Source organism: Shewanella chilikensis, assembly GCF_037953065.1.
Lineage (GTDB): Bacteria > Pseudomonadota > Gammaproteobacteria > Enterobacterales > Shewanellaceae > Shewanella > Shewanella chilikensis.
This window is the reverse complement of the sequence record NZ_CP149966.1, coordinates 463,373-475,494: the sequence shown is the minus strand read 5'-3', so window position 1 is coordinate 475,494 and position 12,122 is coordinate 463,373. Positions and strand designations below refer to the sequence as shown.

Here is a 12,122-nt window from a genome sequence, read left to right as displayed (position 1 = left end):
TAAAATCAACCAAAACAACAGTGATGATTTCTGAGGAAAAAATAAAAACACAATAAAATTAAATAAATAAATACAAAAACGGTAAATCAATTAGATTTATTTCAATGATATTTTTATCAATTAGATTATTTTCATGAAGGTGATCTACTTCAAAGCTGATAAACCTCAGGATTGCTAAATTGACAACCGCAAGGACACATAAAATAACAGCCCATTAACGGAGCGGGCGGTCACCCAGAGGAATAGATGATGAACACCAGCAGCAAACTCGGCCTTCTGCTTTTAGCCTGTGCATTGGCCACAGGCGCCACCGCAGCCGACGGCGGCAACCCCAAGAAAGGCAAACACTTGTACAAAAAAGTCTGTAAAGAGTGTCACAGCAAAGCTGGCATAGGCGGCGAACTGACTCCCATGAGCAAGACCATGAGCCAATGGGACAGATTCTTCGCCAGAGACAAACACAAAGCCAAACCCGAGGCGTTTCAGCCTTTAACTGAGCAGGAACTCAAGGATATTCAACAGTTCCTGTACGACCATGCCGCCGACTCGGATCAACCCCAGACCTGCGGTTGATCCGAGCGCATAGGCGCCAATCACTTAACTAAATTTACGGCTTGCAAGCCAAGTATGGGGTTACCCCAGGGCCGCTTGCTGCCTGAAAATGACCGGCAAGGCCGGTCAGGAGAATCAACTATGCGTACTCTTATCGCACTGGCGGTGGCCCAGGCACTGGGTTTGGCTCTGCTCGGCAGCCCCCAGCTTCAGGCCGGGGAACTGGATGACAGCACCAAGATCCACGAGCTTAAACAGCAACTGCAGGAGATCACCGAAGAGCTGGATATACTCAACAGCCGGGTGGACAAGACAGAGCGGCACACGGCGCTCGATCGACTGGAGATCAGCGGCGACTTCCGCACCCGAGCCCACTCGCTGCACTATGGCAATGTCACCTGGCATCCGGCGATCAAGATGGACTTCAACGACTTCGGCGCCAAAGCCATGGCTGGCGAACTGGGCAACCCCATGGATCCCACCTCACCCCTTGGCAAGATGATGGCTGCCAACCCTGAGCTGGCCAACGCCTTTGCCCAGGGACAACTGCAGGGCGTTATGCCCTATGTGCTGGCGCCTTATAGCAGTGGCGACATAGACAATGACATCTTCTACACCACTCGGCTGCGGCTCGATCTCAAGGCCAAGGTGTGGGACAACGTCAGCTTTGCCGGACGCCTGACCATGTTCAAGGACTGGGGCGATTCCACCGGTGTGCAGGTGTTTGATTCCTGGCGCTCTTTCACTATGGACGGCACCAACTCAGGCAACCCCAGCGGCGACTGGCTGCGGGTCGAGCGCGCCTACTTTGACTGGAAAAACATCGGCGGCAGCGAGTTTTATCTGTCTGTCGGCCGTCGTCCCTCCACCTATGGCCCGCCGAGCCACTACCGGGAAAATGAAAAGCGTGGCGGCACCCCTTCCGGGCACCTGGTCAACTTCAACTTTGACGGCGCCACTCTGGGCTACAAGCTTGGAGAGCTCACAGGGATAGAAGGCCAGGTGGTGCGTTTCTGTTACGGCCAGGGCTTTGAGTCCCAATGGGGCAATGGCGAGCTCTATGGCGATACCGTCAGCAAGGACACTCACCTGGGCGGTTTCAACATTGATGTGATCAACGACGGTAACCACTTCCTGCAGCTGACCCTGTTTGCCGCGCGGGACATCAACGACGGCTTCAAGGGCACCATGGCCTTCCCCAACGAGTTGGCCGGGATTTTCGCCCCCACCCTCTACAGCGATCTGCAGAAATTCGACAACTTCAACTTTGTCACCCGGGTGCAACCCAGCGGGGTCATAGGCGACATGTACCTAGGCGGCCTGGGCTATGCCTATGAATCCGATGACGATCTCAAGTTGTTTGCCTCCTTCGGCTGGACCCGCGGCGAGAGCAACGGCAACGCCGGCATGTTCGGCGGCATGTTGACCGACGCCGTGTTCCAGGCAGAGCTCAACAACAGTGGCGATGAACTGCTGATGGTGCCATCCAGCGCCGAGTCCGATGCTTCCCACGATGGTTACGGCATCTATATCGGCATGCAGATCCCGGCGCCTTACGGCAAGTTCGGTCTGGAATACAACTATGGCTCCAAGTACTGGACGCCCTTCACCCAGGCCCAAGACGACCCGGTCGGCAGCAAACTGGCCACCCGCGGCCATGTGGCCGAGGCTTACTACATCTTCGATATCAACCCCAGGATGTTTATCAAGCTGGCTGGGCTCTACTACGACTATGAATACACAGGTTCGGGCACGCCCGTGGGTGCACCTGTGAAGGTGGATGAAGTGCTGGACGGCAGCGCCTATTCGCTATTGCCCGTGGTGGATACGGCGCTGGATATCAACGCATCACTGACAGTGAATTTCTAGGGAGGAACACAGATGAAAACATTTTATCTGCCATTTATAGCCACGGCACTCTGGCTCGGCCTCCTGAGCCCAGCCCAGGCCGGCGGCCCCCACAAAGAGGTGCTCAAGGGCCCTTTTAACACAGGCTCGGAAGTCACCCAAGCCTGCCTTGAGTGCCACGAAAAAGACGCAGATGACTTTATGCTGTCATCCCACTGGACCTGGGAGCTGGAGCAGGAACTGCCCGGACGCACAGTCAAACGGGGTAAGAAAAACTCCATCAACAACTTCTGTGTTTCCATCGCCGGTAACGAACCGCGCTGTACCGGCTGCCATGCCGGTTACGGCTGGAAAGACAACAGCTTCGACTTCAAGGACAAGACCAAGGTGGACTGCCTGGTGTGCCATGACACCACGGGCACCTATGTCAAAGATCCCATCGCGGCCGGAGAGGTATTCAAGACAGTGGATCTGCTGCGGGTCGCCCAGAATGTCGGCAAGCCGGTGCGGGATAACTGCGGCAGCTGCCACTTCTACGGTGGCGGCGGAGATGCGGTCAAGCATGGCGACCTCGACTCATCCATGGCCTACCCGGACAAGGCCACAGATGTGCATATGGACAGCGATGGCAACGACTTCCAGTGTCAGGACTGCCACACCACCCAGAAGCATATGATCAGCGGTAACGCCATGGGTGTGTCCCCCGGCGGTGAAGATCATATCGGCTGTGACAATTGCCACGACAGTGCGCCACACGGCAACAAACAGCTGAACAAGCACGCAGCCACTGTGGCCTGTCAGACCTGCCACATTCCCTTCTTTGCCCGCCATGAACCCACCAAGCTGCACTGGGACTGGTCAACTGCCGGTGAAGACAGGGAAGAGAGCCTGGATCAATATGGTCGTCACAGCTACGCCAAGAAAAAGGGCAGCTTCGTTTGGGGCAAGATGGTCAAGCCCAGCTACGCCTGGTACAACGGCCGCGCCGATGCCTATATGGCCGGTGACAAGATGGATCCCGAGCAGGTCACCCGTCTGACCTTCCCCCTGGGTGACATTCAGGATCCCAAGGCGAAGATCTACCCCTTCAAAGTGCACACAGGCAAGCAGGTGTACGACAAGGTCAACAAGGTGCTGCTCAATCCCAAGACCTATGGCAAGGGCGGTTTCTGGTCTGAGTTTGACTGGGATAAGGCGATTCGCTTAGGGATGGCCGCCAGTGAGCCCATGCAGGCCAAGGGTATCAGCTACAGTGGTCAGTACGGCTTCGCCAAAACCGAAATGTGGTGGCGTATCAACCACATGGTCTCGCCCAAGAGCGAAGCGCTCAAGTGCGCCGACTGCCACAACGGCGGTGACCGCCTCGACTGGCAGGCGCTGGGCTATGAGGGCGACCCCATGAAGCACAAAGGCGGCGCTCGCCACGCCCGCTGATCCGATTCAGGCAAGCCCTGAAGACCGGCTCCCGCATCTCCCTGCCTCCCGGGAGCCGGTCACTCTCTCATCTGTTACTCTCTCATCTGCCACTCTCTCATTTGGTACTCTCCAAACGAGATGCCACTTATCCCCAAAAAAGACATTTAGACCCAGAATCGGGCCAAAGTGTCCAAGCGGCACTACATTGAATTAGACTATGACGGTAAATTCGGGTCATTGATGATGCAACTCCCGGTAAAAAATGGCATTTTTCTTGCGTTGTCTGGGCATCCTTTTCTGTGGCAAGTGCAATGACAACAAACGGCAAGACTTTTTCCTCATTAAACCGCTCCCTGGGTGAGCTCAGCGGCGCCTTTGCCGATCTGGGAACCTTTCTTCCTCTGGTGCTTGGACTGATTGCCCTGAATCAGTTTTCTCCCCAAGGCATTTTTCTCGGTTTCGGTCTCTTTGCCCTGGCCACAGCCCTATTTTATCGCCGCCCCATTCCCGTGCAACCCATGAAAGTGATTGCCGCCCTGGTCATCGCCCAGGGGCTGACACCCGGCATGATGCAAGCCAGCGCCATGCTGATGGGAGTAATACTGCTGGTACTGGCGGCTTCCGGCGCCATCAGTTGGCTGTCGCGGCAAATATCCCAGGCTATCAGTGTCGGCATCCAACTGGCCATAGGGCTGCAACTGTTGTGGATGGGCTTCAAGATGATGGCCGACGAGCCTGTGCTGGGATTCGGCGCCTTCGCACTGATTTTCTTTGCCCGCTTTATCCCGCTGCGCTATCTGGCCATGCCCTTGGTGATTGCCCTCGGCATGCTATGGCAATACCAGCAAGGCGGCAGCGACAGCAGCTTTGTGTTCAACAACACGCCCTGGCACTTGAGCTGGCCCGAGTTAAATGACTGGGGCGCCGCGGCGACCCTGTTGGTACTGCCGCAACTGGCGTTGACTTTGACCAATGCCGTTATCGCCACCTCAGTAATGGCCAAAGAGAAGTTCCCCGAAGACAGCAAGCGTTTCAGCCCCAAGGCCTTTGCCACCAGCTCTGGCCTGGCCAATCTGCTTTTGAGTCCCTTCGGTGCTTCGGCCATGTGCCACGGTGCCGGAGGGTTGGCGGTGCAATACCATTTCGGTGCCCGCCGCCTGTGGGCGCCGCTAATCTTCGGCGGCAGTTGCCTGCTGATAGCCCTCTCCTGGGGGGAAAACGTGGCCTGGCTGCTGAGCCTTATTCCGCTGGCTATTCTCGGTAGTCTGCTGTCCACCGCCGGCTTGCAGTTGGCCTGGTCCAAACGCCTCTTGGACGGCAAGCCTTTCTGTATCTTTGTTATCCTGACGACCGCCGTGGTGAGCCTGGCCGTCAATGCCGCCGCTGGTCTGGCGGTGGGTGTGGTGCTGGAATTCGGCCGCCGTCAGTGGCAAACCCTTGGGGCACTGAGATAAAGCGGACACCCCAGAATTGAATCAAGGATGATCATTCATCCCGGGATGGAGCCCCCATAGGCAACCACACCCGCACTCGGCAGCCGCGGCACTCGCGGCGGTTTTCAAGCTCCAGATGGCCATTATGCTGAGTCACCACGTCGCGGCAGATGGCCAATCCCAGCCCCAATCCATCCTCCTTGGTGGTAGCGAAAGACAGCATTAACTCCGCAGCCGAGGCGCTAAGGCCTGTGCCTGTATCCAAGAGTTCCAGCAGCAGCCACTCTCCCTTGGTCCCGGCGGAAGGGGGCTCGGCCTGATAGTCGAGTTTGAGTTGGATCTCCCGTTTACCCGAAACTTCATCCAGGGCATCCATGGCATTTTTCAGCAGGTTAACCAGCATCTGACTCAGCCCCACAGCATCCCCCAGCAGTGGCCGCTCCGGCCCGCGGCGACTTATTTTGAGCTCGACGCCCTGCTGCTCCATCGGCCGCTGAAACAGCGCCAGTGCATCCCTGAGCAGCGACTCTATCACCACAGGCTCAGATTCGGCCCGGCGCCGACGCAGCAAGCCGCGAATACGATGCACCACGGCCCCAGCACGGATAGACTGATTATTGATCTTGGTCAGCACCTCACGCATGGCATCGGCGCGCTCACCACAGCCCTCGGCGGCGCGCTGCTCCAGCACCATCATGGCGCCTTCGCTGTATTGGGTAATGGCGGCAATCGGCTGGTTGAGCTCATGCGCCAGCCCAGCGCCAATTTCGCCCAGAATAGCGGCACTCTGCATTCGTTCCAGTTGCAACTCTTTATCCCGCAGCTGTCGCTCTGTTGCCAGCAAAAATTCACTCTTCTGGCGGAACTTGTATTCCAACCACAGGTGGTAGAGAGTGGAGATCAGAAACAGTAACAGCAGCGCTCCGCCCCACTCCTTGTTCTTGCGTACCCAGTCGATGGCGGCTTCATACAAAGGGGGTGGACCGCCGTGAAGATCCAGTTCCTCATACAACTTAATCACCTTGAGCTGACTGATTGGAGCTGTCCAGCCCATGGTGTCGGCCTTGATCGCCGCTTCAGAGTCGGAAGGCAAGTCGAACAGTGCCCGGGTCACCGCCTGGGTGATATGGCTGGGCACCAAGTCAGAGGCGGCAAATGACCAGTTGGGATAGAGGGCACTGCTGGTTTCACAATCATAGCCCTCTGGCTTGACGCCGTTGATCACCCGATAGTCCTGACGTTGCACCAAGCCGGTATCCACCATCTCCTCAAGGGTACAGAAGGGAGTAATGGCGGCATCGACAGTGCGGTCACGCACCTGGTAAACCAGAGGCTCCAGCGGAAACCCCAAAAAACGCACTTCGCCGAAAAAACGCTTGGCAGCAAAGCCACGCTTGTTGAGCAAGCCTACTGTCGCCTGATATCCCCCCAGCGCCTGAGGATCGCTGGCCACCACAGTAGCACCACGCAGCTCCTCAATATTGCGCACCGGGCTGTCGGCCCGCACTATGATCGCCGAACTGATGGCAAAGGTGGTGCCCTGATGTTTGCGACTGCGCATGGTTGCCAGCCAGGATAGAGGCAGCTTGCTGCTGAGGCTAAGGTATTGCCCCGGGTTGGTCACAATGAAGTGGATCCTGTGCTCCAGCAGTTGCTGGCTCATTTGATCAAAGGTCAGCGGTTCGACCTCGAAGCGATTTCCAGGAAGTTCTTGACTGAGATATTGCATCATGGGGCGCCATCTCTCTTTTGCCTGGGCAACCCCGTGATTGGCCAGCACCCCGACCCGAAAAACGGCCTCTATGGGCTCGTCACCCATTTCGGCATCGGTCGCCGGTTCATACAGTTGCGCAAAAGCCGAAGCACACCCGGCCCCCAACAACAGTATCAAGATTAATATTTTGGCCATTCCAACTCCCCTTTCATCCATCAAGATAAGCTAATACAGACAGCAAAAAAATAACTTGATGGAGGGCAAATGTCGGCCAACACCTCAGTGATCTGGCTCTAAAAGCCAACAACCGGGTTTGAGCCCAGTCGCGACAAAGATTAGGATTGGCTTATTCACCCGAGAGAGGCAAGTATGTGACTGACACAACGCTTTATTTGGTGGACGACGATGCCGCCGTCCGGGATTCACTCGGCTTTATGCTGAGCCAGTTCGGTTACCGGCTGCAAGCCTTTGACAGCGGCCAGGCATTTCTCCAGGCCGCCGAGTTGGAGGCGCCTGGCTGCGTGATCCTCGACAGCCGCATGCCGGAACTCACTGGCCAGCAGGTACAGCAGAGATTACTGGAGGCCAACAGTCCCTTGGGGATCATCTTTCTTACCGGCCATGGCGATTTGCCGATGGCCGTTGACGCCTTTCGTCAGGGAGCCTGCGACTTTTTCCAGAAACCCGTTGCCGGCAAGGCGCTGGCCGCCGCCATCGAAAAAGCCTTCGACTACAGCCTCAAGACCCATGAACAGCAGCAACTGCAGCAGAAATACGCCACCCTGACCGAGCGGGAGCAGCAGGTATTGCAGCTGCTGGTACAGGGAATGACCAATAAACAGATGTCCGAAGCTCTCTATCTGTCGCTGCGAACCATAGAAGTACATCGCGCCAAGATCATGAAAAAGCTTGGTGTTCACAGTATTGCCGAACTGATTAAGTTCACGCCCTTGGTTTGACCCTCTCCCGGGTGCGACAGCTTGTCGCACTTTGGTTGTTTAGCTTTGCCCCGCCCGTGCACAAGACCCAGAATGGGTCACCCAAAACAACCAAAATCAATAAGATATGCGCTTTTCACCTTCTCCTCTCACTCTGGCTTTACTGCCTATAATCGGTCTGAGCACTGCCGCAAAGGCCAGTGATTCTCCCATGGAAGTGCTGGTGGTACGCGGCAGTGTACAAAGCAGCGTGTTGCAAACCTCGCCCGAGGCCACAGCGCCCAAGGCCGATATCAGTGGCCTGCTCAAGTCGCTGCCCGGTGCCAACGTCAACAGTAACGGTCCACTAACCGGCATAGCCCAGTATCGTGGTCTCTTTGGCGATAGAGTCGAAACCCAGGTCGGCGGCATGAGCATGGCCGGTGCTGGTCCCAACGCCATGGATACACCCTTGAGTTATGCCGTGCCAGTGATCACTGAGCAGTTAGAGCTGGATCGCGGCATAGCCCCGGTCGCCAGCGGCGTCGATACCCTGGGTGGCAGCATCCGAGTAGTGGAGTCCCAGGCCCGTTTCGATGAAGTCAGTGGCCTGGTCAGCGGCCAATACCAGCATAATGGCGAGCAGAGCCGCATCGGCGTCAAGAGCAATTTCGGCGGCGAGCGTCAGGCACTCATGCTGTATGGCGACTTGTTCAAGGGCAATGATGTGCCCGAGAGCGGCGATAACCACCGACTGCTGCCAGGGGTCTACGACAAGCAGGTGTTCGGTGGTGAATACAGGTTCAACCTGGCCGACAGCAACGCCGATGATGAGTCGATAGCCTTCTCATTCCAGCATCTGGAAACCACAGATGCCGCCACCCCGGCGCTGCCGATGGATATCGACTATATCCGCACCGACAGATTCAAGCTCAGTGGTGAGCACCTGCTGGCCGATTGGCAGACGCGCTGGCATCTGGGCTACAGCGATGCCCGCCACGGCATGGACAACTTCAGTCTGCGAATGAAAATGCCTACCATGGCCCCGCGCTACACCATAGCCGATTCCAAGAGTTTCGACGGCCATTGGCAAATGGCGAAAGACAGCTGGGAATTTGGCTTGGATTGGCGCCATGCCGAACACGACACTGTGGTGACAGACCCCAGCAACAGCAAGTTCCGGGTGGATAACTTCAACGGCGTCAACGACAGTGTTTACAGCCTCTACGCCCAATGGCAGCAGGATTTTGGCCGTTGGAGCTGGCAACTGGGCAGCCGGGTGAAACACTACAGGTTTGATGCCGATCCCGTGAGTCACTCTATGGCGGCGATGAAACCGGCAATCAAGACCCTGATGGACAGATTCAATCAGGCCGATCGCAGCCAAAACGATACCGGGCTGGACTTGGTGATCAACGGCCGCTTCGAAATCGACAGTGAGTTGGATGCCATAATCGGCCTGGCGCGCAAACAGGCCAGTGCCAGCTATCAACAGCGCTATCTCTGGGTGCCGATGCAGTCCACCGGTGGCCTGGCCGATGGCCGCACCTATGTAGGCCAGATGGACTTGGATCTGGAAACCGCCTGGCAACTGGAGCTGGGGCTGGATTTACACCGTCAGGATTTCAACCTGACCCCTAGGGTATTTGTCCAAAGGATAGACAACTATATTCAGGGCCTGCCCACGGATGATCCCGCCGTTATCGCCGCCGGCGATGCCAACACCTTGGTGTTCAGCAATACCGACGCCCTGCTCTACGGCATGGATGTCAACGCCCACTGGCAGTTGCATGAACAGTGGAGCCTGGATCTGCAGGCGGCCTATACCTATGGTGAGCGCCGCGACGTGGAAGACAAGCTATACCGTATCGCCCCACCCAACCTGACTCTGGGACTCAACTGGGATCAGGGCAGCTGGTTTGCCCGCCTCGAGACAGTAGCGGTTGCCGCCCAGGATAAGGTCTCGGCCACTCAGCTGGAGCAGGAAACTGCAGGCTATGGCTTGGTGAATCTGGCGGCCGGTTACCGCGGTGACAGCTTTATGCTCAAGGCCGGGGTCGATAACCTGCTGGACAGAGAATATGTCGATCATCTCGCCGGTTATAACCGGGTAATGGGCGGTGATATCGCCGTCGGCGAGCGCTTGCCACAACCCGGTCTCAACGCCTGGGTCATGGGCGAGTACCGTTTTTAAGGGCGCCCCGGTTGCCCGCTTAAGGGTTCATCCTCACCGTGCTCCCGCAAGCCGTTGAGACTTCCACTGCAATTGAACCTGCCCCGGCCTTTTCTCGTCTCGAAAGGCCGGGATTTTTTTAAGCAACAGGTTTCTTGGCCAGCTTGCGTTGCAAAGTGCGGCGATGCATTCCCAACTGGCGGGCGGTGGCCGAGACATTGCCCTTGTTGGCATTGAGTACCTGCTGAATATGTTCCCACTCCAAGCGCTTGGGGTGCAACGGGGTTTCATCAGGCAAGGATGAAGCCGTGTGGGATTTAGGCTCGACTTTGAGTGCCGCCAGCAGTGTCTGGGTGTCGGCCGGCTTGGCCAGGTAGTTATCTGCCCCCAGTTTCACCGCCTCCACCGCAGTGGCTATGCTGGCAAAGCCCGTAAGCAACACAATACAGGCCTTGGGCAGGCTGGCTCGCAGCGGCACTATCAGATTAAGGCCGTTGCTTTGCGCCAATTTCATATCCAGCAGCACATGGCTCGGCTGCCAACTGCGGGCGCTGAGCAGTGCTTGGCTGGCATCTTCGGCATGGCAGCACTCGAAATCGTGCCGCTGCATACGCCGTTTCAGAATGGCCGCCAGCGCCAGGTCATCTTCGACTATCAATAGCCGCTTCATGCCGCATCTCCTTTACTGGCAGAAACCGGCAATAAGGGCAGACTGATACGCGCTTCACAGCCCTGTGGGCCGTTGTGCAGCACCAGCTCGCCCCCCAGCCTTTCCAGACTGGCGTGACTCAAGAGCACGGCAACCCCCATGCCGGTGCGGCTCGCCACCGGCATCAGCCCAAGCTCACCCAAGAGATGTGCCTCTATGCCGCGGCCATAATCCTTGATGTTAATTTCAAGCCGAGTATCACCGAGCGAATCGAAGCCGATTTCAACCTTGGGCTCGCCTGTATTGTTGAGGCTGGCCTTGGCGGCGTTATCCACCAGCGCCAGCAGTGCCGGCAACAAACTGGCATCTGTGATAATTTCACGATCAGTCAGGCCTGCGGGCAAGGTGAGGCTGAAATCCACCTCGGGCATCAACAGCATGAGTTGCTGGCGCATATTTTGCCCCAGAGCCGCCAGGGTCACAGCCTGACGGCGGCGCTCACGAATCGATTCGGTGGCATTCCGCAGTTCATTGAGTGTGACTTCACAGCGGGACAGCGCCTGGCCCATTTGCACCTGAGCCTCGGCATCCAGGCCCTCTTCCATGGCTTCATCCAGCAGTAACCTCAGGCTCGCTAGCGGCGTTGCCAACTGGTGTGCCATCTGCGCCGAAGCTGTGCCCAACGCCAACAGTTGTTCCTGCCGCAACTGATTTTCCCTCAGCCAACCAAGCTCGGTATCCTGGCGCCGCAGACGACGGCTTATCAGAGCGACACTGGTGGTCAACACCAGTGCCGATACCACAAAGTTGAGCCACATCCCCAGGAAGTGTGAACTCATATCCATGCCGTGATGGCGAATATGACCTTCCGGCAAGCTTAAGATCATCAAGCTGTAGGCCAGGGTCGACAACGCCGCTAGACTCCAACTGCCCCAGGCGGGCAAGGTGACCGCCGCCAGCGCAATCGGCACCAACAGCAGCGAAATAAAGGCATTGGTAGCACCACCGGAAAACCATAGCCAGGAGATCCAGAACAGGGTGTCCAGTAACAGGGCAATAAAGATACCGGCACTCTGGCGATAGAGGGGATGACGAAGCCACAGGGTCAAGGCCAGATAGGCGCTTTCCAGCCCAAACACCCACCACAAGGGTTCAGGTTGCAGCGTCAAGCCAAAGGCGTCACTGCCGAGCAGGGTCAGCCCCAGTTGCAGCAGCAAACCCAAAACTCGCAGCAACGCCAGTTGATCGGCCGCCGCCAAGCCACCGGTTCGGCCAAATAAGCCATTCATTCCTATCGGGGTGCTTTTCATCCGTTTATCATCCGAAAACCTGCAAAGGCATTGAATCGGCAGGTATACCAAGTTGGCTATGGCATTAGGAGGCTCTGGAGTGTCAATGTCTGCCGTCGATGCCTCGGCAC

Annotated in this window: 9 protein-coding genes; 6 read left to right on the top strand and 3 right to left on the bottom strand. The window is 57.0% G+C overall.

The annotated features are described in order from the left end of the window. The first annotated feature begins 246 nt into the window (after window positions 1–246). The 4 genes from WKR14_RS02270 to WKR14_RS02255 all read left to right on the top strand — a co-directional run bounded on the left by WKR14_RS02270 (window position 247) and on the right by WKR14_RS02255 (window position 5,270). Entirely contained in the window at window positions 247–573 is a 327-nt protein-coding gene (locus tag WKR14_RS02270; RefSeq protein WP_025010197.1) for a c-type cytochrome, read from the top strand. A gap of 120 nt (window positions 574–693) precedes the next feature. After that, on the top strand, window positions 694–2,421 hold the full coding sequence (locus WKR14_RS02265; protein ID WP_165564374.1) for a DUF3373 domain-containing protein: 1,728 nt from the start codon (window positions 694–696) through the stop codon (window positions 2,419–2,421). A gap of 12 nt (window positions 2,422–2,433) precedes the next feature. Beyond that, the gene (locus tag WKR14_RS02260) at window positions 2,434–3,834 is read left to right on the top strand and encodes a tetrathionate reductase family octaheme c-type cytochrome (RefSeq protein WP_165564373.1); all 1,401 of its coding nucleotides are present in this window, start codon (window positions 2,434–2,436) and stop codon (window positions 3,832–3,834) included. Between the two features lie 293 nt (window positions 3,835–4,127). Beyond that, on the top strand, window positions 4,128–5,270 hold the full coding sequence (locus WKR14_RS02255) for a putative sulfate/molybdate transporter (protein WP_339087291.1): 1,143 nt from the start codon (window positions 4,128–4,130) through the stop codon (window positions 5,268–5,270). Between the two features lie 31 nt (window positions 5,271–5,301). Here WKR14_RS02255 and WKR14_RS02250 read toward each other — a convergent pair whose 3' ends face one another. Then, complete coding sequence (locus tag WKR14_RS02250) at window positions 5,302–7,068, bottom strand: sensor histidine kinase (protein ID WP_234555017.1); 1,767 nt, start codon at window positions 7,066–7,068, stop codon at window positions 5,302–5,304. Between the two features lie 266 nt (window positions 7,069–7,334). Between WKR14_RS02250 and WKR14_RS02245 the strand changes: the two genes are divergently transcribed. Beyond that, the gene (locus tag WKR14_RS02245) at window positions 7,335–7,922 is read left to right on the top strand and encodes a response regulator transcription factor (RefSeq protein WP_224865836.1); all 588 of its coding nucleotides are present in this window, start codon (window positions 7,335–7,337) and stop codon (window positions 7,920–7,922) included. Window positions 7,923–8,028: 106 nt separating this feature from the next. Next, window positions 8,029–10,074: a TonB-dependent receptor gene (locus WKR14_RS02240; RefSeq protein WP_224865834.1), complete on the top strand. Its 2,046-nt coding sequence runs from the start codon at window positions 8,029–8,031 to the stop codon at window positions 10,072–10,074. Between the two features lie 118 nt (window positions 10,075–10,192). Here WKR14_RS02240 and WKR14_RS02235 read toward each other — a convergent pair whose 3' ends face one another. Together WKR14_RS02235 and WKR14_RS02230 are read right to left on the bottom strand one after the other, a co-directional pair. Next, entirely contained in the window at window positions 10,193–10,723 is a 531-nt protein-coding gene (locus tag WKR14_RS02235) for a response regulator transcription factor (RefSeq protein ID WP_146509060.1), read from the bottom strand. Beyond that, entirely contained in the window at window positions 10,720–12,012 is a 1,293-nt protein-coding gene (locus tag WKR14_RS02230) for an ATP-binding protein (RefSeq protein ID WP_404829441.1), read from the bottom strand. The genes WKR14_RS02235 and WKR14_RS02230 overlap by 4 nt, the downstream gene beginning before the upstream one ends. Window positions 12,013–12,122 lie beyond the last annotated feature (110 nt).